The 20916-nt window shown below is 48.9% G+C and carries 20 protein-coding genes and 2 pseudogenes; 14 read left to right on the plus strand and 8 right to left on the minus strand.

Features of this window, described 5'->3' with window-relative positions; all coding sequences use genetic code 11:
* Window positions 1-85: 85 nt before the first annotated feature.
* The gene (locus AC1S52_RS22930) at window positions 86-1465 is read right to left on the minus strand and encodes an efflux RND transporter periplasmic adaptor subunit (protein WP_482031365.1); all 1380 of its coding nucleotides are present in this window, start codon (window positions 1463-1465) and stop codon (window positions 86-88) included.
* 105 nt (window positions 1466-1570) lie between these two features.
* A complete protein-coding gene (locus AC1S52_RS22935) occupies window positions 1571-2209 on the minus strand; it encodes an exopolysaccharide biosynthesis protein (RefSeq protein ID WP_482031366.1) in 639 nt (212 codons plus the stop codon).
* Between the two features lie 280 nt (window positions 2210-2489).
* Between AC1S52_RS22935 and AC1S52_RS22940 the strand changes: the two genes are divergently transcribed.
* The 12 genes from AC1S52_RS22940 to clpB all read left to right on the plus strand — a co-directional run bounded on the left by AC1S52_RS22940 (window position 2490) and on the right by clpB (window position 14316).
* Window positions 2490-3689: a class I SAM-dependent methyltransferase gene (locus AC1S52_RS22940; RefSeq protein WP_482031367.1), complete on the plus strand. Its 1200-nt coding sequence runs from the start codon at window positions 2490-2492 to the stop codon at window positions 3687-3689.
* Window positions 3690-3823: 134 nt separating this feature from the next.
* On the plus strand, window positions 3824-4228 hold the full coding sequence (locus tag AC1S52_RS22945; RefSeq protein ID WP_482031368.1) for an ATP synthase subunit I: 405 nt from the start codon (window positions 3824-3826) through the stop codon (window positions 4226-4228).
* A gap of 81 nt (window positions 4229-4309) precedes the next feature.
* Entirely contained in the window at window positions 4310-5035 is a 726-nt protein-coding gene (atpB, locus tag AC1S52_RS22950) for a F0F1 ATP synthase subunit A (protein WP_482031369.1), read from the plus strand.
* A 129-nt stretch (window positions 5036-5164) separates the two neighbouring features.
* Entirely contained in the window at window positions 5165-5410 is a 246-nt protein-coding gene (gene atpE / locus AC1S52_RS22955) for an ATP synthase F0 subunit C (protein ID WP_482031370.1), read from the plus strand.
* A 218-nt stretch (window positions 5411-5628) separates the two neighbouring features.
* Window positions 5629-6057, plus strand: a complete 429-nt coding sequence (locus AC1S52_RS22960; RefSeq protein WP_482031371.1) for a F0F1 ATP synthase subunit B' — start codon at window positions 5629-5631, stop codon at window positions 6055-6057.
* A 119-nt stretch (window positions 6058-6176) separates the two neighbouring features.
* Window positions 6177-6734, plus strand: coding sequence for a F0F1 ATP synthase subunit B (locus tag AC1S52_RS22965; protein ID WP_482031372.1), 558 nt, complete (start codon window positions 6177-6179; stop codon window positions 6732-6734).
* Window positions 6734-7291: an ATP synthase F1 subunit delta gene (gene atpH / locus AC1S52_RS22970; RefSeq protein ID WP_482031373.1), complete on the plus strand. Its 558-nt coding sequence runs from the start codon at window positions 6734-6736 to the stop codon at window positions 7289-7291. Before AC1S52_RS22965 ends, atpH begins: the two co-directional genes overlap by 1 nt.
* A gap of 112 nt (window positions 7292-7403) precedes the next feature.
* The gene (gene atpA, locus AC1S52_RS22975; RefSeq protein ID WP_482031374.1) at window positions 7404-8921 is read left to right on the plus strand and encodes a F0F1 ATP synthase subunit alpha; all 1518 of its coding nucleotides are present in this window, start codon (window positions 7404-7406) and stop codon (window positions 8919-8921) included.
* 163 nt (window positions 8922-9084) lie between these two features.
* The gene (locus AC1S52_RS22980; RefSeq protein WP_482031375.1) at window positions 9085-10032 is read left to right on the plus strand and encodes a F0F1 ATP synthase subunit gamma; all 948 of its coding nucleotides are present in this window, start codon (window positions 9085-9087) and stop codon (window positions 10030-10032) included.
* 381 nt (window positions 10033-10413) lie between these two features.
* On the plus strand, window positions 10414-10737 hold the full coding sequence (locus AC1S52_RS22985; RefSeq protein ID WP_482031376.1) for a 2Fe-2S iron-sulfur cluster-binding protein: 324 nt from the start codon (window positions 10414-10416) through the stop codon (window positions 10735-10737).
* A gap of 128 nt (window positions 10738-10865) precedes the next feature.
* The gene (locus AC1S52_RS22990; protein WP_482031377.1) at window positions 10866-11057 is read left to right on the plus strand and encodes a hypothetical protein; all 192 of its coding nucleotides are present in this window, start codon (window positions 10866-10868) and stop codon (window positions 11055-11057) included.
* A gap of 598 nt (window positions 11058-11655) precedes the next feature.
* Window positions 11656-14316 carry an ATP-dependent chaperone ClpB gene (clpB, locus tag AC1S52_RS22995; protein WP_482031378.1) on the plus strand — a complete coding sequence of 887 codons (2661 nt, stop codon included), beginning with the start codon at window positions 11656-11658 and terminating at the stop codon, window positions 14314-14316.
* Between the two features lie 10 nt (window positions 14317-14326).
* Here the strand turns inward: clpB and AC1S52_RS23000 are convergent, their stop codons facing one another.
* Genes AC1S52_RS23000 through AC1S52_RS23015 form a run of 4 tightly spaced genes read right to left on the minus strand, consistent with a single transcriptional unit; the run spans window position 14327 to window position 15552 of the window.
* Window positions 14327-14584 (minus strand): hypothetical protein, encoded by a 258-nt coding sequence (locus tag AC1S52_RS23000; RefSeq protein ID WP_482031379.1) that lies wholly within the window; start codon window positions 14582-14584, stop codon window positions 14327-14329.
* A 45-nt stretch (window positions 14585-14629) separates the two neighbouring features.
* Entirely contained in the window at window positions 14630-14971 is a 342-nt protein-coding gene (locus tag AC1S52_RS23005; RefSeq protein ID WP_482031380.1) for a DUF5615 family PIN-like protein, read from the minus strand.
* Complete coding sequence (locus tag AC1S52_RS23010) at window positions 14968-15192, minus strand: DUF433 domain-containing protein (protein ID WP_161824007.1); 225 nt, start codon at window positions 15190-15192, stop codon at window positions 14968-14970. Before AC1S52_RS23010 ends, AC1S52_RS23005 begins: the two co-directional genes overlap by 4 nt.
* A 27-nt stretch (window positions 15193-15219) precedes the next feature.
* Window positions 15220-15552, minus strand: coding sequence for a hypothetical protein (locus AC1S52_RS23015; protein ID WP_482031381.1), 333 nt, complete (start codon window positions 15550-15552; stop codon window positions 15220-15222).
* Between the two features lie 17 nt (window positions 15553-15569).
* Between AC1S52_RS23015 and AC1S52_RS23020 the strand changes: the two are divergent.
* Together AC1S52_RS23020 and AC1S52_RS23025 are read left to right on the plus strand one after the other, a co-directional pair.
* A pseudogene (locus AC1S52_RS23020) lies at window positions 15570-15788 on the plus strand (transposase); the annotation flags it as partial.
* A gap of 498 nt (window positions 15789-16286) precedes the next feature.
* Window positions 16287-16391 (plus strand): annotated as a pseudogene (locus AC1S52_RS23025) (IS5/IS1182 family transposase); the annotation flags it as partial.
* Between the two features lie 16 nt (window positions 16392-16407).
* On the opposite strand, the gene AC1S52_RS23030 reads toward AC1S52_RS23025, so the two are convergent.
* Window positions 16408-18432: a P-loop ATPase, Sll1717 family gene (locus AC1S52_RS23030; protein ID WP_482031382.1), complete on the minus strand. Its 2025-nt coding sequence runs from the start codon at window positions 18430-18432 to the stop codon at window positions 16408-16410.
* 474 nt (window positions 18433-18906) lie between these two features.
* Window positions 18907-20574, minus strand: coding sequence for a dynamin family protein (locus AC1S52_RS23035; protein ID WP_482031383.1), 1668 nt, complete (start codon window positions 20572-20574; stop codon window positions 18907-18909).
* Window positions 20575-20916 lie beyond the last annotated feature (342 nt).

Genomic DNA, 20916 nt, shown 5'->3' on the forward strand with positions numbered 1-20916 from the left:
GGCTGAAGGCTAATAGGATGGTTGAAAAAGCTTGAATGGTTCCCGATCGCATTGCTTGAGTCCAGCGGATAGCCCCTCGCTTGGATTACTGCTCTGACAAAATACTCTGCTTAATCGGTTCTCCATCCTTAAGCGGCTTGCCGGTACGAACGACAAATCGTTCACCGGGCTTTAATCCAGAGAGAATTTCGACTCTGCCATCCCCTTGATTGCCCAGCTTCACCGATCGCGAAATCACCGTAGGCGGCTCACTCTTGGCATTGACCACAAACAAAAGCCCCTCTTGCTTGAGTGGTTTGCCCTGGCTCGCTGAGTTGGGGGAGTCTGCGGGTCTGGGTTTTTGGCTTTTCTGCGCCCGGTCTTCCTGGAGCGCAGTCAAAGGCACCACGATATTCGCTATACTCTGCTGCTCAAAACTGACCCGTGCCAGCAATCCACTACCAATTTTTCCCGTAGGGTTGGGAATGGTTACCTCAATCGGCACCAGCCGAGAGGTGGGGTCAGCCGCAGGCGACACACGGGTGACAGTTCCAACCAATTTCTGATTCGGCAAGGCATCGAGCCGCACCTGTGCTCGACCGCCCAACCGCACCTTTGCCAACTCTAATTCGGAGACCTGAACCGTGACTTTCGCCCTGGTGAAGTCCCCCAATTTCAACAGCTCTGTACCGGGCTGCACCAAATTTCCAATTTCAGTTGTCCGAGCAATGACCGCTCCGCTAAGGGGAGAATTGACAACCGCATAGGAACGTCGTTCCTGTGCCTGACTAACCAGTGCCCGTTGCGCCAGAACCCGACGCTCGGCAGCCACAATCGATTCCTGCTGGTTCCGAACCTGCTCCTGGGTCGATCTCAACAACTGAGCCGCTGTCCTGGCTTCCGTCCGCGCCTGCTCTGCCCGTTGCTGACTCGATGCCCCATCCTGTGCCAACCCTTCCAGGCGGGCGGCATCTGCTTCTGACTGTTGGAGTTGTAGCCTTGCCTGCTCGACCCGTGTTTTTGCTTCGCTTACCTGGGTCTTCAGACGAGCCACTTCTGACTGGCGAACAGCCAGTTCCGCTTCCGCATTGGCAACCACTGCCCGCAGGATGGCATCATCGATTTGAACTAGCGTTTGTCCCTGACTGATGCGATCGCCCACATCTACATTCAGGCGCAACACCTGCCCTTCAATTTGGGCACGGAGGGAAACTTCGCGCAGGGGTTGGGTAGTGCCAGTGTATTCTCTCACCTGACTCAGGGCAGCCGTTTTGGCAACGGCGACATCTACAGGGACTGGTCCCTGGTTCCGGGCTGCCCCTGCCTGTTGTACGTTTGCCGCACCTTTGGACAATAACCCACAGCTTGAAAGGGTAACCAAGGCTGCCGCCATCCATAGAAACTGAGCAGCCGCGCGCAAGCCTGGTCGGGAGCCGACTAAGCCCAAGTCTGGCAGTGGGTACGGGCAAGTTTTTGGAGAAAACATGGATCGATTCCTCGCACAGATGAGGTAGAACCATTTCAACCAGAAGTGGGTTCGCCATTATTGTAATGGTGTCTTGGGGATTGTAATGGTGTCTTGGGGCTGAAGTTACAACAAATTCTGAATCAGCGAAGGTGAAAGCCAGACGGCGTAGGCGATACCAATGACCAGTAGAGTTATGGCGATCGTCATGCCATAAGAAACGCACATTAACAGCCCATCCCCTTCCAGGGTGGCAACTGCCAGCAGCAGGATGCCAACCGTTGGAATGGGATTGGTAAAGGGGATGGGCAGCATCAGCAGAAATGCCAACCAGGCAATACAGATGCCATTTAGTTGCCAGATGTGATGGCTTTCTGCCAGCCAGCGCAGTCTGGGGCGGGCAATTTTTTCCAGAATTCGAGTCAACCGTTGCAGGAGGGTAAGCAAATTTAGCACTAACCAGTTGGGAAACCGAAGCTGGGCGACTTGCTTAGGTAGCCAGGGAGTTTTGCGCCCCGCTGCCATCTCAACTGCCAGAATCAGACAGCCAAACCCCATCGGTCCTGCCAGTCCGGGTGGCATGGGCAACAGGAAGGGTAGCGCCAACAAACCAATGGCAAGGCTAAATCCACGCTCCGAGGTTTCCGCCAAAATATCTTGAAGAGTCAAGGGTTTTTCTGATAACCGTTGTAGCAGGATAGTCAAGTCTTGCGAAAATCTCAGATGCATGGGTAGTGACGATCGCGGAATCAAATACAATCCCACTCTAGTCGAGGGAATTTGCGATCGACAGTACTCTGATGGGGGAGATCAGATTCAGTTTGCTCAGTAGGGAGTTGAAAGTTGAAAAGTTGAGAGTTGAAAGTTGGAGAATGGAGTTCTTTGTCCTTTGTCATCTGTAAAGACTAATGACCAAATAACCAATGACCAATGACTAACAACCAATAACTAAAAACCTCTCCCTCCCTCTCCTCCCCTTCCCCCCCTCCCCCCTAACCCTGTACCCTATACCCTATAACCTGTACCCCTTCCCCCAATCCCCCTTATGCCCGACTCCCAAGCCGTTAGTGTGGCTGTTGCCAAACTCTACGATACCTATCCATTCCCGCCAGAGCCGTTACTGGATGAACCACCTCCAGGCTACAACTGGCGCTGGAACTGGGTCACTGCCTACAGCTTTTGTACGGGACAGACACCCTCCAGGCAGGATATTCGGATTCTGGATGCAGGCTGCGGGACTGGGGTGGGGACAGAATACCTGGTTCACCTTAACCCCCAGGCACAGGTGGTTGGCATTGATTTGAGTGCAGGAGCCTTGGCGGTTGCCCAGGAGCGCTGCCGTCGATCAGGGGCTGACCGGGTGGAATTTCATCACCTCAGCCTGTTTGATGTGGAGCAGCTTCCAGGTGAGTTTGATTTGATTAACTGTGTGGGTGTACTGCACCACACGCCAGACCCGATTCGCGGGATTCAAGCACTGGCGACTAAGCTGGCACCAGGGGGGCTACTCCATATTTTTGTCTACGCTGAGTTGGGACGCTGGGAAGTTAAGTTGATGCAGGAGGCGATCGCCCTCCTCCAGGGCAACCAGCGGGGTGACTATACCGATGGGGTCAGGGTGGGGCGGCAAATTTTTGCAACCCTACCGGAAAATAACCGCTTGGTGAAGCGCGAGCAGGAGCGCTGGGCGCTGGAAAATCACCGGGATGAGTGCTTTGCCGATATGTATGTCCATCCTCAGGAGATCGACTATACGATCGACACCTTATTTGAATTGATTGAAGCCTCTGGTTTGGACTTTTTGGGCTTTTCCAATCCCCGTTCCTGGGAACTGGAACCCCTATTAGGGCAATCACCGGAACTGATGGAACGGGCAAAGGGGCTGAGCGATCGCCAGCGTTACCGCTTGATTGAATTGCTGAATTCAGAAGCCATCACCCACTACGAATTTTTCTTGAGCCGACCCCCACTCCCCCGCACTGACTGGTCAGCGGACGAGAACCTGCTGAATGCGATTCCAGAGCGGAACCCCTGCCTCAGCGGTTGGCCCTCCACCACCGTACTCGACGAAAACTATCAACTTGTAACGCTATCTGAAGCAACCTTTCAGTTTCTGCAAGCTTGCGATACAAATTCAGGTCGAAAACCTATCCGGGATATTTTGGTAGAGAGTTCCTTAGATCTCTCGCATGTCAGAGCTTTGCTGGCTCAACGACTGATTATTTTGACCCCAGGTTTACGTTAAGTATTATTACTCCCTGCGTGATATGATCTGTCATGGTCTGAAACACATCCACCAAAAGTTGGGATTCAATCCTTGAGTTCCGGCGGTGTTTGCTGAGGATCGTTAGCCTTGCGCTTTCTAAATTTACACCTCTAATGAGTGAGCCATCCCAGTCCAGTTCTCCTCCAGCAGAACCCAATGCCTCGATGAAAGAGTTTTACCAACTCCAGCAGGAATTACTGCTGATCACGGTGGCATTAACAGGGGTGATCTTCATCTCTGTCTGGATTTTCTACTCACTCAACGTCGCTCTGAATTATTTATTAGGAGCGTGCACAGGTGTGGTTTACTTGAAAGTGTTGGCTAGAAACGTTGAGCGCCTCGGTCAAGATCAAAGGCAAGTCGGCAAGTCCCATCTTGCGATTTTTATTGGGCTGATTATAGTTGCAACCCAGTGGAATCAGCTACATGTGATGCCGGTTTTTTTGGGATTTTTGACCTATAAGGGAACGCTCCTCGTTTATATGTTCCGCAGTCTGATGCCATCTGACTCCCGTTAGCAGGTGATGCCAGAACTTATAACTCCTTAACCGTTTGGGGAAACCACTCGGAGTCCAATGCTAAGTTTTTTGACTACTCCTATGCTTCCGCTTGCCAGTCTGGAGGTTGGTCACCACTTCTACTGGCAAATTGGCGGTCTTAAACTTCACGGGCAGGTCTTTCTTGTTTCCTGGATCGTGATTGGGATTTTGCTGATTGCTTCATTCCTGGCAACTCGCAAAGTTCAGCGGGTCCCTTCAGGGATGCAAAACCTGATGGAGTACGCGCTGGAATTTGTTCGGGATATTGCTCGAAGCCAGCTTGGCGAGAAAGATTATCGCCCCTGGTTGCCATTCATCGGCACATTGTTCTTGTTCATTTTTGTCTCAAACTGGTCCGGCGCTCTGGTTCCCTGGAAGCTAATTAAACTGCCGGAAGGTGAACTGGCTGCTCCCACCAATGACATCAATACGACGGTGGCACTGGCACTACTGGTTTCACTGGCATATTTTTATGCTGGTTTCAGTAAGAAAGGGCTAGGCTACTTTGCGAAGTATGTTCAGCCAACGCCCGTCCTGTTGCCGATCGCGATTCTGGAAGACTTCACCAAACCCCTATCCCTCAGCTTCCGTCTGTTTGGAAACATTCTGGCGGATGAACTGGTGGTAGCGGTGCTGGTTCTTCTAGTGCCTCTGTTTGTGCCATTACCTGTGATGTTACTGGGGTTGTTTACCAGTGCAATTCAGGCGCTAGTATTTGCAACTCTGGCAGGTGCATACATCCATGAGGCGCTGGAAGGTCATGGAGAAGAACATGGGGAACATTGATTGATCCTCAGAGGTTTTGAGTGGTTAGATTTGAATTTTGGGTGGTTTAGTGACTCATTCAAAATTCAAGGCTGAATTAACTCGGTTTTTTTGTCCGTTTGTTCTGTTCATTGATAAGGGAAAATCATCATGGATCCATTAGTTTCTGCTGCTTCTGTTCTGGCTGCTGCTCTGGCAATTGGTTTGGCAGCAATCGGTCCTGGTATTGGTCAGGGAAATGCTTCTGGCTCTGCCGTTGAAGGGATTGCCCGTCAACCCGAAGCAGAAGGAAAGATTCGGGGTACATTGCTGCTGACTCTGGCGTTTATGGAGTCCCTCACCATCTACGGGTTGGTTATTGCCCTGGTGCTATTGTTTGCGAATCCCTTCGCGTAGGCAATGGGTCGTTCGGTAATGGGTAATCGATCGCGAGGAATGACTGGTGCGTGATCAGTAGTTGGTGATTTATCACTGATATTACGTTCCTAAATTGCTACCAGTCATCTTTTCTCTTCATTTCTTTCCAAGTTACCCATTACCAATGACCAATTGCCCATGACTGGTTTGCAATATTTGATCCATTCTGTTTGCCTTTTACTTCAGTCAGCAAACTCATGTTTGATTTCGATGCCACGCTGCCGTTAATGGCAGTTCAATTTTTACTCCTGACCGCCATTATGAATGTGGTGTTTTATAAGCCGCTGATGAAGGCGATCGAGGATCGAAGTGAATATATCCGTCTGAATGAGGCTGAGGCGCGGGAGCGATTAGCAAAGTCTGAAGCTCTAGCGCAACAGTATCAACAAGAGTTAGCAGAAACTCGCAAGCAGTCCCAGGCGACGATCGCGGCTGCCCAGGCAGATGCCCAAAAGCAGTCTGCTCAAAAGGTTGCAGAAGCTCAACAAGAGGCACAGGCTCAACGGGAGCAGGTTCAGCGAGAGCTAGACCAGCAAAAGCAAGAGGCAATGCACGCTTTAGAGCAGCAGGTTGATTCATTAAGTCGCCAGATTTTAGACAAGCTTTTAGCTGGAGTTTCACGATGAGTTGTTAGTCGTTAGTTTTTAGTTTTTAGCTCATTACAATCATCTGGTTCTTAATGACTAACAGCTAACAACTATCAACTATCAACCAAACACAGAGCGCAGTTGTGGATGTTGTACATATGGGAATTTTCGTAAAGCTGGCGCTGGGAGCTAATCTGCTTGGCACCGAAGTAGCCGAAGCAGCCGAAGGTGGTTTTGGTCTCAACCTCGATATTTTGGAAACCAATATTATCAATCTCGCGATTGTGGTTGGGATTCTAGTTTATTTTGGGCGGGGGTTTTTAGGCAAAATTCTGGGCGATCGCCGCTCGACGATTGAAACTGCCATTCAGGAAGCTGAGAAGCGCAAAAAAGATGCCGCGGCGGCTCTCGCAGATGAGCAACAGAGGCTGGCACAGGCGCAGTCAGAAGCTACCAAGATCCGTGCTTCGGCTGAGGAAGCCGCCAAATCAGCGGTTGCCGCCATCCTGGCAAAGGCTGAGGATGATATTCGCCGGATGCGGGAAACAGCGGCTCAGGATATGGGCCGAGAACAGGAGCGAGTTATCCGAGAGTTACGGCAGCGAGTCGTGAACCTCGCGCTGCAAAAGGCAGAGTCGGAACTATCTACTCAGCTAGACTCGTCCAGGCAGCAAGAATTGGTCGATCGCTCCGTTTCACTCCTTGGAGGTTCCTGATGAAAGAAGGTGGAATCACATCTAGAATTGCCGATCCCTATGCTGAGGCGCTGATGTCGCTGGCAAAGGAACAGAACTTGACCGATAAGTTTGGTGAAGATGCCAACGGTTTACTGAGCCTACTAGATGAATCAGAGGATTTGCGTCAGTTTTTGGCAAGTCCAATTGTGAATAAAGAGGCTAAGAAGGCGGCGCTTCAGCAAATTCTGGGCGATCAGGTACATCCCTTAATTAAAAATTTCCTGGGACTAGTGGTTGATCATCGCCGCATTATTTTCCTGGAAGATATATGCAGAAAGTATCTAGTACTTTTGCGGGAGCTGAAACAGACAGTCCTGGCAGAGGTTACCTCTGTGGTTGAGCTGACAGACGAGCAAAAGCAAACGATTCGAGAAAAGGTCAAGCAAGCAACGGGTGCCAACGAGGTTGATCTGGAAACTCGACTTGACCCGTCTTTGCTCGGCGGTGTTGTGATTCAAGTGGGTTCCCAGATTTATGATCTCAGCCTGCGTGGGCAACTGCGGCGGCTTTCCCTCCAGCTCAGCACCGCAGTCTGAAAAAGTTCTGAGTTATGAGTTTTGAGTTAATTGCAGCGCTTGAAATTCATAATTCAAAATCCAGAATCAAAAACTTAAAACTCATCACTCAACCCTCAAGAGAGCAACTCCAATGGTAAGTATTAGACCTGACGAAATCAGCAGCATTATTCGGCAACAGATCGAGCAGTACGATCGCACGGTTAAAGTTGCCAATGTGGGTACCGTCCTACAGGTGGGTGATGGAATTGCCCGCATTCATGGATTGGAAAAAGCAATGTCCAGTGAATTGCTGGAGTTTGAAGATGGCACGGTCGGCATCGCCCTCAACCTGGAAGAAGATAACGTGGGTGCGGTGTTGATGGGTGCTGGTCTGGGGATCCAGGAAGGCAGTTCTGTGACCGCAACCACCAAGGTGGCTCAAATTCCCGTCGGTGACGCGATGATTGGGCGGGTTGTCGATGCCCTGGCACGTCCAATTGATGGTAAGGGTGAAATCCCAACCTCTGAAATGCGCCTGCTGGAATCGCCTGCCCCTGGCATCATTGAGCGGAAGTCCGTATACGAACCCCTCCAAACTGGGATTACCGCCATTGACTCTATGATTCCCATTGGTCGGGGACAGCGGGAACTAATTATTGGAGACCGTCAGACCGGGAAGACCGCGATCGCGGTGGATACGATTCTCAACCAGAAGGAAGAGAACGTGGTCTGTGTCTATGTGGCGATCGGGCAAAAAGCGTCAACCGTGGCGAATGTCGTCAACGTGTTGACTGAAAATGGCGCAATGGACTACACCATTGTGGTGGCGGCAAACGCAAATGCTCCGGCAGCTCTACAATACCTGGCTCCTTACACCGGGGCATCCCTGGCAGAGTATTTCATGTACAAGGGCAGACACACCCTGGTCATTTACGATGACCTTTCCAAGCACGCCCAGGCATACCGCCAGATGTCCCTGCTGTTGCGTCGTCCGCCCGGTCGGGAAGCCTATCCTGGCGATGTGTTTTATCTCCACTCCCGTCTGCTAGAGCGGGCAGCAAAACTCAGTCCCGAACTGGGTGAAGGTAGCATGACTGCCCTACCCATCGTGGAAACCCAGGCAGGGGACGTGTCGGCATACATTCCCACTAACGTCATTTCGATTACGGATGGACAAATTTTCCTGTCTTCCGACCTATTTAATGCTGGGGTTCGTCCGGCAGTGAACCCCGGTATCTCAGTGTCTCGTGTCGGTTCTGCGGCTCAGACGAAGGCAATGAAGAAGGTGGCTGGTAAGGTCAAGCTAGAGTTGGCTCAGTTTGATGACCTGCAAGCCTTTTCCCAATTCGCTTCTGACCTGGATCAGACCACCAAGAACCAGTTGGCACGGGGTCAGCGTCTGCGGGAGATCTTGAAGCAACCCCAGTATGCGCCTCTATCAGTCGCCGAGCAGGTAGCAGCAATTTATGCTGGCATCAATGGATATCTGGATGATATTCCGACTGACAAGGTAGTTGCCTTCCTGAAAGGGCTGCGGGAGTACCTGAAGACCAGTGCCTCCAAGTACGGTGAAATCATTCGGGCTGAAAAGCAGATGAACGATGAAGCTGAAGGCATCTTGAAAAGTGCAATTAACGAGTACAAGAAGACCTTCCTGGCAACGGTTTAGATAGTGACGAGTTTTGAGCGATGAGTTTTGAGTTCGGGAGGTGCCTGAACTTAAACTCATTGCTCAAATCTCAAGATTCTCTGAGTTTTGTAGTAAAAGGCTTTTCCAAAAGCACCCATTCAACTCAAAACTCAAAACTTAGAACTCAAAACTCCCCAACGTTATGCCAAACCTTAAGAGCATTCGCGATCGCATCCAGTCGGTCAAGAATACCCAGAAAATTACGGAAGCGATGCGTCTGGTTGCCGCCGCTAAAGTTCGCCGTGCCCAGGAACAGGTCATTGCCACACGCCCCTTTGCCGATCGGTTGGCACAGGTTCTCTATAGCTTACAGTCTCGACTTCGATTTGAAGAGGCAAATTTGCCCCTGTTAAGACAGGGTAATGTCAAGAAAGTGGGTTTGCTGGTGATTTCCGGCGATCGCGGTTTGTGCGGTGCCCACAACACTAATGTCATTCGCCGTGCTGAAAACCGGGCTAAAGAACTGAAGGCTGAGGGAATTGATTACACTTACGTCCTGGTTGGACGGAAAGCTACCCAGTACTTTGAGCGGCGGAACCAGCCAATTGAAGCAACCTTTACGGGGCTAGAGCAGATTCCAACGGCATCAGAAGCCTCTCAAATTGCCGATACCCTGTTTGCGCTGTTTTTGTCAGAGACCGTTGATAAGGTTGAGTTAGTCTACACCCGCTTTGTCTCCTTGATTAGCTCTCGTCCTGTGATTCAAACTCTGCTGCCCCTGGATCCGCAGGGATTTGAAGACGCTGAAGATGAGATCTTCCGGTTAACAACCCGGGGTGGGCAGTTCCAGGTTGAACGGGAAAAAATTGCGGCTTCCCAACCCCAAGCTTTTCCCCAGGACATGATCTTTGAACAAGATCCGCTCCAAATTCTGGATGCGTTACTGCCGTTGTATCTAAATAACCAATTGTTGCGGGCAATGCAGGAGTCTGCTGCCAGTGAGTTGGCATCTCGGATGACGGCAATGAGTAACGCCAGCGAAAACGCCAAAGAATTGATTAGTAACCTGACGTTGTCCTACAACAAAGCCCGTCAAGCAGCCATTACCCAGGAAATCCTGGAAGTGGTTGGCGGTGCCAATGCATTGTAGTCAAACCACTGAAATTAGCTTACAGCAATTTTCATTTGTGTATGCCACACAGAACGTCGGTTGTGCTTTAATACAACGACATTCATTGGCTGGCACTCGTCTAAAAACTGCTGTAATTGAGATCCCCGATTGGTTGAGAAAGTTGGGGATCTCAATCAGTTACGATCATTGATCAGGATCATTGATCAGAAAATGGTACTGGTCATTGGCTATCCTGTCTTTACCATCGACCAGTGGCATTATTTTTGTTAGTTTAGTTGACTGTGTGGCTAAAGCCACTTTAGAGCAGGCAATGCTCTTCAAACCGGAATAGAATCCCCTGGAATCCCTTATTTCATCCCTGGCACCTGACACCTAACACCTGTCACCCCAATTTCCCTTATGTCAAACACTTACACCGTTGAAATTCATCACCAGGGCAACACTCATACGATTCAGGTGCCCGAAGATCGGAAAATCCTGGAGGTTGCCGACGAAGCCGGACTGGACCTACCAAGATCCTGCACTGCCGGAGTCTGTACCACCTGTGCGGCTCAACTTTTGGAAGGAACCGTCGAACAGGGTGATGCCATGGGGATTGGCCCCGACCTGAGAGAAAAGGGATACGCCTTACTTTGTGTCTCCTACCCCCGCTCAAACTTAAAGATTGAGACGGAGAAGGAAGAAGTGGTTTATCAGCTTCAGTTTGGGCAGTTTCAAAGTTAGTAGATTGCCATGTAAATTCGGCAACCCTTGTTCAGACAGTGCAGATTGCGGATTGTGGAGTGGGAAGTAGGTCAGGTTATCCAGAGTTTCGCTTGTGATTACTAATTAACATTGAGTTGGAGTTCACCATGACCACCCACTTCATTACGGCTGAAATCAATCTCCAGGAGTCCCCGGCTGAAACCCAGCGGGCAATTGAAACGGAACTGCAAAAGTGGGGCGAACCCCTACGTTGGGCGGTGACGGAGGTAAATGAAGAAATGCAGAAGGCAGTTGTTGAGGCGATCGTGACGGTATCCCAAGCCGAGGTTGGGCAATAACTGAGAGCGGGGCAGCAGGCGTTACCTTCTAAATTTCGCCTTTGAAATGGAGTCGCGATCGCACAACTCCTCAATGACCTATCCAGGAATTTTTCAACAGCAGCTTGAAAGGGTTCCGGTCACCAGCGAAAATCTTCAGCCTGAACCAATGGTGGCACAGAAGGATCTGGCTTAGTTGAGCGTGGAATAATCAAAGCTTCGATCACTCAAGACAACACAAGAATTTTTACTGGATATGCGGACTGGGGTTAAGTCCGGGGATGTAACTTGCTTTCCGTAGGGTGGGCAAAACATAGGGCACAAAAAGCTTGTCTGAACTTGCATTAGCAAAGCTGGGTTTCGCCTGATTGAAACTTGGCACTGTTTTGTGGGGATGGTTTCCATTGCCGATAACGATTGAGCGTTCAGCTTTAGTCGAGGGGCAGAATCAATAGACAGTGTAAGACTATGGGTGCCAAGGAAAGGCAGTTTTTGATCCTGCAATATTCTGAAATATCCTTAAAACTCAAAACTTAGAACTCAAAACTCATCAACGCTTCTCGCTATACTGAAAACGCTAGGTATACGTATTTCTACCCGTTTAGCCGTCTATTCAAACATGCAGCCCACCGATCCAAACAAGTTCACCGACAAAGCATGGGAAGCGATCGTCCAGTCCCAGGATATTGCCCGCCGCTACAAGCAGCAAAACCTGGAGGTTGAGCACTTGATGATTGCTTTACTGGAACAACCGGAGGGGCTGGCAACGCAAATTTTGACCCGGTCAGGGGCTGACACCGCCCGCCTGTTCCAGGAAATCGACAAGTTCACCCGTTCCCAAACCAAGGTTTACAACGCCAATATTGAAAACATTTATCTGGGACGCAACCTGGATGTTCTGTTAGACAAAGCGGAGGAAAGCCGCCAGGGTTGGCAAGATAACTTTATTGCGATCGAACATCTGCTACTGGCTTATGCGGTTGATCCCCGTCTGGGACTCCGTACCCTCAAGCTGTTTAATCTGGACCCCAAACGGTTGGAAACCGTGATCAAAGAACTTCGGGGAAGCCAGAAGGTAACAGACCAAAACCCCGAATCTCGTTATGCTGCCCTGGAAAAATATGGACGCGACCTGACGGAACAGGCAAAGGCAGGCAAAACAGACCCGGTGATTGGACGGGATGATGAAATTCGTCGAGTCATTCAAGTTCTTTCTCGGCGCACAAAGAATAACCCAGTGTTAATTGGCGAACCGGGAGTCGGGAAAACGGCGATCGCCGAAGGGCTGGCTCAGCGGATCGTCAATGGTGACGTGCCAGAGTCGCTTAAAAACCGGCGGTTAATTGCCCTGGACATGGGTTCCCTGATTGCGGGGGCAAAATACCGGGGTGAGTTTGAAGACCGTCTGCGATCGGTGTTGAAGGAAGTGATTCACTCCGATGGGCAAATCGTTCTGTTCATTGACGAATTGCATACGGTAATTGGCACTGGTTCTGCCCAGGGCACTATGGATGCCGGAAACCTGCTGAAACCAATGCTGGCGCGGGGTGAGTTGCGCTGCATTGGGGCAACTACCCTGGATGAGTATCGCAAGTACATTGAAAAAGATGCTGCCCTGGAACGCCGGTTTCAGCAGGTGTATGTGGATCAACCCAGTGTGGAAGATACGATCTCCATCCTGCGGGGCTTGAAAGAACGCTATGAAGTACACCACGGGGTCAAAATTACCGACTCCTCGCTGGTCGCCGCTGCCACTCTTTCTTCCCGCTATATTTCCGATCGCTTCCTGCCCGATAAGGCGATCGACCTGGTAGACGAAGCGGCTGCCAAGCTGAAAATGGAGATCACCTCCAAGCCTGCGGAATTGGAAGCGATCGATCGCCGCCTGATGCAGCTAGAGATGGAAAAGCTTTCCTTAAAGGGAGAAGACCACTTGGGAGTGCTTGCCTCAACCCGGGCATCTAAAGAGCGGCTGGAGCGGATTGAACAGGAGATTACCGAACTTTCCCAGAAACAGACAATGCTGGACTCCCAATGGCAGGGAGAAAAGCAAGTCCTGGACAAGATCAAAAGCCTGAAGGAGGAAGAAGACCACCTGCGGGTGCAGATTGAACAGGCAGAGCGAGCCTATGACCTGAATACCGCTGCCCAACTGAAGTATGGCAAATTAGAAGCCGTCCAGCACGATCGCGAAGCTCAGGAAGCCAAACTCCTGGAACTGCAAACCCACGGTTCCGCCCTGCTGCGAGAACAGGTGATGGAATCTGACATTGCTGAGATCGTCGCCCGTTGGACAGGCATTCCCGTCAATCGCCTGCTGGAATCGGAACGGCAAAAACTCCTGCAACTGGAAACCCATCTGCATCAGCGGGTGATTGGTCAGCAAGAAGCAGTCGAAGCGGTTTCTGCGGCGATCCGGCGTGCCCGTGCCGGGATGAAAGACCTGGCTCGTCCGATTGGTTCTTTCCTGTTTATGGGACCCACGGGGGTTGGCAAAACCGAGCTTGCCCGCGCCCTGGCACAGTTTTTGTTTGATACCGACGATGCGATCGTTCGGATTGATATGTCCGAGTACATGGAAAAACACGCGGTTGCCCGTTTAATTGGTGCCCCTCCCGGTTACGTCGGTTATGAGGAAGGGGGACAACTCTCAGAAGCGGTGCGGCGTAAACCCTACTCCGTGGTGCTGTTTGACGAGGTGGAAAAGGCACACCAGGATGTGTTTAATATTCTGCTGCAAGTACTGGATGACGGACGCATCACTGATTCGCAAGGACGCACCGTTGATTTTCGGAATACGGTTATTGTCATGACCAGCAATATCGGTAGTGACCACATTCTGGATGTTTCTGGGGATGACTCCCGCTATGAAGAGATGCGTAAGCGGGTGATGAATGCTCTGCGGAAGCACTTCCGTCCTGAATTTCTCAACCGGGTAGATGACCTTATCCTGTTCCATCCCCTCAGCCGTAGTGAACTGAGCCAGATTGTGGGACTGCAAATGAAGCGCATTCAGGAGATGCTGGCGGACCAGAAGATCAAACTGGAGATCAGCGCGGCTGCGCAAGACCACATTGTAGAAGCTGGCTACGACCCAACCTACGGTGCCCGTCCGCTAAAACGTGCCATCCAGCGGAAACTGCAAAACCCGATCGCCACCAAAATCCTGGAAAATACCTTTGGCGAAGGGGACACGATTGTGATTGATCTAGCCGACGACCAACTCGTATTTCGCAAACAGCAACCATCCGTGAAAGGGACAACGGCGATCGTGTCTTAGAGCACATGGCTTATAGCGCGATCGCACCTCTGTCATATAAGGATTGATTCACCTGATTGGGGCAAGGATGGAGAACCATAAACCCCACTGAGGATCTGGGATGCGTAAGGGGGGATGGATAAAATCGATGCATTATGCTGGCGCTAATGCATCCTACGCGAGAGGGGAGGCGATCGCGCTGACCGATGAATTTACAGCTATGTCCCGACCGGAGACTAATCCGCATAACGTTCCAAATCACCCGCCGCAGACAACCTTGAACGCCCATAGATAACCTCCCATCGGTCGGGTGCATTGGGGTTGTGGTGCCGTGTTAGTCTCCACTGATCTCTACTAATTTTTCACCAGAACGTAGCAACTCTAGTGTTTCTGGCAGAACTGAACTCAATATCTCCCTTAGCCTCGCATTTGAAGTATTGCCGCAAGTCAACCAGATAATTTGTGGTGGTGAACCCAGCCGCTCAACTAAATCTACAAAATCACTATCTTTCGTGATAAAAATTACTCCTTGAGCCTTTGCAGCCTCAAAGATTTCGGGGTCTTCTGCATCTCGTAGACCAAGATCCCGTAACGCCAACGCTGTAATCCCAAAGGTATTTGTAATCCAGATTGCTATTGCCGGAGATAAATGTGCATCGATCCAAATGGTTGTCATGCCACCAATACAGGATGATTCAGTTTACGTGCTGCATATGTTAAGGAGGCTCGTATATCATCCATTTCTAAATCTGGTAAGTCTTCTAAAATCTCTTCAGCACTTAAACCTGCTGCGAACAAATCCAAAACATCAGACACTCGAATTCTCATACCACGAATACAGGGACGACCACCACATTGCCTGGGATTTACTGTAATTCGTTCAAGTAGCTTTGACATTTGAAGCAACCTCCATAAGATTAGCGCCTATCGAAAAGTACGTTCGTTCATCTCCTCAAAAAATAACTCCTCGCTTTGAGTTGCCATTCGTAATGCTATGCGGTCTTGCAAAATTCTTGAATTAAAGTTTTTACGAACCTCCTCATCCACACGATTGAGCAAAAATGGTATTTCGTGTCCAGCATGATTCATCTGGCAGTCAGCAGTCATGATGCGAAGCATATTTTCTAGATGATCTTCATGGACTTCAAAGCCAAATACTTTGTTTCTGGGCTTGAAAATACCCCTTAGAGGATGTTTTGAAAGTCGGTTGGGTGGTAAAAAAGCTCTCTCAGTGTACGCTGCAAATAGATAATCCACAGCACGGAGAGAGCCAGATGAGTAAAGCATATCCCAGCAACCTAACTCGTGAGCAGTATGAATTTCTAAGAGACCTGCTACCTGAGGCAAAACCAGGCGGTCGTCCCCGCAGCGTGGATCTGTGGGAAGTCCTCAACGCCATCTTCTATGTCCTGGTGGAAGGGGTTCGGTGGCGAGCATTGCCAGCAGATTTTCCGCCCTGGCAGACGATGTACACCTATTTTCGCAACTGGCGGCGATCGTGTCTTAAAGCACATTGCTTATAGCGCGATCGCACCTCTGTCATATAAGGATTGATTCACCTGATTGGGGCAAGGATGGAGAACTCGCACTTTAAATCTCTATTGACTCCGTCTACCTCAGGGACTATGTTGTTAGCTTGAGATCGCTTGATTCAAGGAATTCATAGAATGGTGCGTTCCCAAAAATCTACCTGTGAAATGGGAAAAGTTGCATTAAGGAACGCACCCTACAAGATCAGCGATCGCACTGCGTTGTGAGGGCAATGGCAAGCCCGTCACCTTCTTGGTGACGATGGGGCAATGTCAAGAGTCGGTGATGTTTGAACGCCTGATGGAGCAAGTGGCTGGGGATAAGGGCTACACTGGGCAACGCGTTCGCACTTACCTGCGAAACTGAGGAATTGGAGTGGTGATTCCTCGGCTAGCCAACGAGCCGCGTCAAGGTGTTCGCTTCAACCGCCATACCGCCAACGCAACAAAGTGAAACGTGCCTTCAACCGACTGAAGCAGTTTCGGTGGATTGCCACTCGCTATGAGAAGCGAGCCGAGAATTACCTTGCCATACTGACCCTTGCCGCGATCCTGCTTTGGCTCTAGGCTTTTAAAGCACGCCCTAACGATAATCAATCAATTTTGCATACACATCCCCTTTAGTTTTATACAGTGTTACTGTTTCTGGAGCACTTTCGAGAAACTTAAGAAATCTATTGTATCCCAGACTACGTTCATTGAATGTTGAGTCAACTTGGAGCATTAGATGTTTGAGATGCCCAACGGTCAATCCATTTGGATATACATTAAGCACTTGCTTAACCAAGTTCAATGCATCTGCACGCTTCAATGGATCTGTATGTGGTTCAATCTCTTGCTCTTTCGCCAATGACAATTGATCAATCTCTTGCTCTTTCGCCAATGACAATTGATCAATCTCTTGCTCTTTCGCCAATGACAATTGAGTAGGGTCATCCCCAATGTCCCTAGGTTTTACGTAAGTAATTCCTTTAGCCACATACATGGTAGCTAGTTCAGCAACACTCTGGAGAAATCCCTCAAAATTGTTGTATCCCAATTTACGTTCATCAAATTCTGGGGCAAGCTCCAATATCTCAGTTTTAAGGTTAGATACAGATATACTGTTAGGGAATTCAGCAAGTACACGCTCGAATAAATCTAACATATCCTCACGCAACTGCTTCTCTTGCGATTCCTGAATTCGACGAGAGTGTCTAGTTCGCCCTAACTCTTCTGCTCGTTCATCTAAATAGCTATAGAACGCTACATGGATGTGATATGTGTGATCAAATCCTGGCTTTCCTCTAGAAATAAAGGAAAAATTTATTTTCTCGTTCTCAGGGGAATAGTATCCTAAGAAACCAACTTCATAAAGACTATCAATGATTTCTTTTATTGGTTTATCTTCATATTCAAAAATCTTTTTCAGTTCAGAGTAACTAATAGTGAACTTTCTACCTGCAAATGAGTCAATCCACATTTCTAGCTGAGGATAAACATATTTCCATTCATCCAATAAAGCTTCTATTCGAAATCTCGAGTATCGTTTCTCAGCAGCACGGACAGATGCCATTGAAACGTAACGTGCAGATTTCATGTTTGCCTCATTGATGCACAAGTTGACAAAATTTATGAGATCCCTTGGTCTTCTCATAGTTCTTTGAATCAAGAAGTCAAGAGCATCTTCGCCCTTAAATGTTCCCGGAAAACGCGATAAAGCTTTTTCAAGAGAACACTTCCAGTAAGAAGTCAACCTTAGCTCTATAATTTCTCTTAGCTGGTTATTATACCAATTTATTTCAGTCACATAGGGTCTAACCTTTTCAGTTTGATGAAAATTTAATTGTCTAAAAATATCTGTCCTAAGGGCTACAACGAATTTGACATTACCATAAAATTTCGTCCCCAATTCAATAATGCAATCAAATAAGCACTGAATTAAATCAATGTTGTCTTGGCTTCCAGTCCAGTTCTTATCAAGATCATCAATTAAAATATAGAGATACTTTTTTGAAAGGTGTTCTGCGAGAGATTGTCTTTCAAAGTCATGCAGAATTTTGAATAAATCATACAACTCATTTTTAGCCTCTCCTGATGTTTTCTTAATTCCTCCAATATTAGCAATAGATATTTCCTGAATACGTTGAAGAAATGAAATTACTTGATCAGTGAATGTCTTTTGTTCTCGTGTTAATTCACCGAACTTATTAAGCAGCATGTAAGCATCTTTATTACTTCCATGAATAAGATTTGTCCATCTATAGTCATTTCCGTAAAGAGATTTCAGAATATTTACAATAACGACGTACTTCCACAACGTTTTAAATGCAAGCTGCCTGTATTGGGTTGGAATATTTGAAACCTCAGGGCTTGATAAAAGAAATTGAACGGCAAAATCTTCTTCTGTTACATTGATTACCCGTAACGAATCTCCCCTCTTTTGGCGAATCATCTCCAAAATCGCAGATTTTCCGGAGCCTGTCCTTCCAATAAAGAAAAACTCACTATGTTTTCTGGAGAATGATGCTGCTTTTTGATAGTAATCATTATCAAAATAATAATCAGGCAAATCTTCAGCTTCTTGCTCTGCTGACTCAAAACCGATTTCATATAATTCTTTAATCATGCTCTTCTCCGTTCAATTTGATTGTTTACATCAAGGCGCATACTCTTCAGTAATATTGAAACTAGAAACTAGAAACTACTAATTCACTTGAGATGAGTCAGCTAGCCACTGTAGGTGTGGGGAGATAATGAACGCAATCAGAAGATTAATAAATTTGTGCCACTCTGTACTGGCACTAGCGGTCTAACTATTAAATCATTGGATTCTTTCCTGATAATACCCTCACTGAGAGGATTATCAGGACGTTTTCCACATATCTTCAAATCGAGTATTATCAGATTTTTCAACTAGCTACACTGAGTCATTTTGGGTATAAAGTCGGTTGAATTCATAGCCAGAGTAGTAGTGAATCAGTCAGTTGAACGGATGCAGCATAACTGTATTTTCAGCCGCCAGGGTACCCCATCCGGACGAATTCCCTCCACTCCGAAATAATACCGATTCTAAGCGGACTAATTATCCATTTCAGTTGTGTTATACGGAAACTTCACGGTCTAACATCTGATTCAACCGCTCCAGGGTCGATCGCAGTAATTCCACTTGATGATGTTGATCAGTTTTCTCAACGGGTTCTTCAGAGGCATCAAAGCAGATGACTCGCTCAGCCGCCTTTTGGTAATTTTGTAATGCTGCCAGGTTAATTGCACTGAAGTTAATCAGGTATTCTCTGGCAGCTTCCAGATAGGCATAGGTGACCTGGGCAGGGGAAGGAGAGGGCGTTTTGGATTTGTCAGAGTCCAGGGTTTTGTTCAACAAATAGGAGGCACCGCCCAGGATGGCACCCCCGACGGGACCACCCAGCACCCAACCTACGCCAGTCGCGATCGCCGTAGGAGTCAAATCATCGGATTTGGAAGAACCGGAATGGGGGGGCGGATCAGGAAGGGGTACCGGGGGTTCCGGTGGAAAGGAAACCAGCAGTTGGTTTGGACGGGGGCGCTCAAAAAACTCGCAGGCTTGCTGCACCCACTTGACGATTGTCTGTTGATGGTCGATCGCTGTTTTCTTAAACGATCCCGTCTCCCAGGCTCTGAACTGTCCAGTTTGAAGTGCCGTGGCAACCTCATCCTGATAACGATCCAGCAGGTTGGTCAGGGATAGCCAATCACCAAACTCGGTCACGCTCCCCTCAAATCCTTTGCGGATCAGTTGCTCTGCCTTTTGCTTAATCTGAATTTTCTGATTGCGCTTGTTTGCCACTGAGTCCAGTTCGGCAGCCAGTCGATCAATTTTGAGTTGGAGAGCTTGTTTCACCTGGAGAGCGATCGCCCTTACCCTCGGCATCCTCGTTTCTGTTTGTTCCTGCTGCACCTGCACAATGGACTGCAACGCCGCCTCAAACATGGGCAGTCCTGCGGTTTGGGCGGCTGCCATATCACCTTTCAGTCGGGCGCGGAGGGCAGGCAGGGCATCTACCCGGTACAGGTTACTAATGCCCGATGGCAGTTTAGACCGAAAACTTTCAGCAACAAATCTCAGTCGATTGTAGACCTGCTTTTGCTCATCCGGCTCCAGCAGGTTGAGGAAGTTGACGACAAATACCACGGTTTCAATGCCCCGGTCTTGCAACCAGTCGCGCAGATGCTCCCGTTCGCCCAGGGTCATCAGTTTGCGCCCATCCAATACCTGCACAATCAGGTCGGCGGTGAGTAGCTGATCTTTGACCAGGGCATCCTGTGCCTCGCGATCGTCCGTTCCCGGCAGGTCTATCAACTCTACTCCCGTTTTCAAAAAAGGATGGGGACAGAGTACTTCCACCGAAGCGACGTCTTCCCGCATCTGCCGCTGGTCATCCAGAATGGCATACCGCTTCAGTACATCGGTCCCTGATTCGCTGATCTCACTGCCACCCGTCAGTCGAATTTGGGTGGACAGATGCTCGCCATAGCGGACTGTAATGGCTGCTCCTGTGGTCGGAATCAAATCAATTGGCAAGGTCCGCTCTCCCAACAGGGCATTCAGCAGCGTTGATTTACCGTAATTAAAAGGACCAAACACCGCAATCCGAAAACTGGGACGAACAAGCTGATCGCAAACAGCCGTGACATCCCGCTGCAACTGGGAAGTGCGATCCAGTTCCAGCAGTCCTGCTGCTGATTTGAGGCTATTCAATAGATCCTGGTAAGCATCTGGATGTTCCATACTGCCAATCTTTGGAACTTGTCTACTTTAGGAAGCGCGGATTCTTCAACCTGTGTAGGTTGATTAAAGTATGTAGCTTGGTATGTAGCTTGTTTTCCCCAGAGTAACCTAACGCCTTAGGAAGGTGTAGTCAAAAATCACCTGAATCCCCCCAATTTCCCCCCAATTTCTCCCCCCTATGCTTTCGTGAAATGGCTAGGATTAGGATACAGGACAGTTGAATTTATATGTCTTGACTGTACTGATTAAAGTTGACCGCTGCATTGTCATCTTTTCAAGTGGATATCTCTTGTTCATTCATCCGCTCCCCCTGTCTCGGTCCAGCGTGGCATGGGGAGTTTT

Source organism: Kovacikia sp. CALU 1929 (assembly GCF_056784235.1).

Bases quoted from the DNA above. Each gene is read 5' to 3' on its own strand.
- AC1S52_RS22930 (WP_482031365.1), bottom strand. From the start codon at position 1,465: ATGTTTTCTCCAAAAACTTGCCCGTACCCACTGCCAGACTTGGGCTTA.
- AC1S52_RS22940 (WP_482031367.1), top strand. From the start codon at position 2,490: ATGCCCGACTCCCAAGCCGTTAGTGTGGCTGTTGCCAAACTCTACGAT.
- AC1S52_RS22945 (WP_482031368.1), top strand. From the start codon at position 3,824: ATGAGTGAGCCATCCCAGTCCAGTTCTCCTCCAGCAGAACCCAATGCC.
- atpB (WP_482031369.1), top strand. From the start codon at position 4,310: ATGCTTCCGCTTGCCAGTCTGGAGGTTGGTCACCACTTCTACTGGCAA.
- atpE (WP_482031370.1), top strand. From the start codon at position 5,165: ATGGATCCATTAGTTTCTGCTGCTTCTGTTCTGGCTGCTGCTCTGGCA.
- AC1S52_RS22960 (WP_482031371.1), top strand. From the start codon at position 5,629: ATGTTTGATTTCGATGCCACGCTGCCGTTAATGGCAGTTCAATTTTTA.
- AC1S52_RS22965 (WP_482031372.1), top strand. From the start codon at position 6,177: ATGGGAATTTTCGTAAAGCTGGCGCTGGGAGCTAATCTGCTTGGCACC.
- atpH (WP_482031373.1), top strand. From the start codon at position 6,734: ATGAAAGAAGGTGGAATCACATCTAGAATTGCCGATCCCTATGCTGAG.
- atpA (WP_482031374.1), top strand. From the start codon at position 7,404: ATGGTAAGTATTAGACCTGACGAAATCAGCAGCATTATTCGGCAACAG.
- AC1S52_RS22980 (WP_482031375.1), top strand. From the start codon at position 9,085: ATGCCAAACCTTAAGAGCATTCGCGATCGCATCCAGTCGGTCAAGAAT.
- AC1S52_RS22985 (WP_482031376.1), top strand. From the start codon at position 10,414: ATGTCAAACACTTACACCGTTGAAATTCATCACCAGGGCAACACTCAT.
- AC1S52_RS22990 (WP_482031377.1), top strand. From the start codon at position 10,866: ATGACCACCCACTTCATTACGGCTGAAATCAATCTCCAGGAGTCCCCG.
- clpB (WP_482031378.1), top strand. From the start codon at position 11,656: ATGCAGCCCACCGATCCAAACAAGTTCACCGACAAAGCATGGGAAGCG.
- AC1S52_RS23000 (WP_482031379.1), bottom strand. From the start codon at position 14,584: ATGGGCGTTCAAGGTTGTCTGCGGCGGGTGATTTGGAACGTTATGCGG.
- AC1S52_RS23005 (WP_482031380.1), bottom strand. From the start codon at position 14,971: ATGACAACCATTTGGATCGATGCACATTTATCTCCGGCAATAGCAATC.
- AC1S52_RS23010 (WP_161824007.1), bottom strand. From the start codon at position 15,192: ATGTCAAAGCTACTTGAACGAATTACAGTAAATCCCAGGCAATGTGGT.
- AC1S52_RS23030 (WP_482031382.1), bottom strand. From the start codon at position 18,432: ATGATTAAAGAATTATATGAAATCGGTTTTGAGTCAGCAGAGCAAGAA.
- AC1S52_RS23035 (WP_482031383.1), bottom strand. From the start codon at position 20,574: ATGGAACATCCAGATGCTTACCAGGATCTATTGAATAGCCTCAAATCA.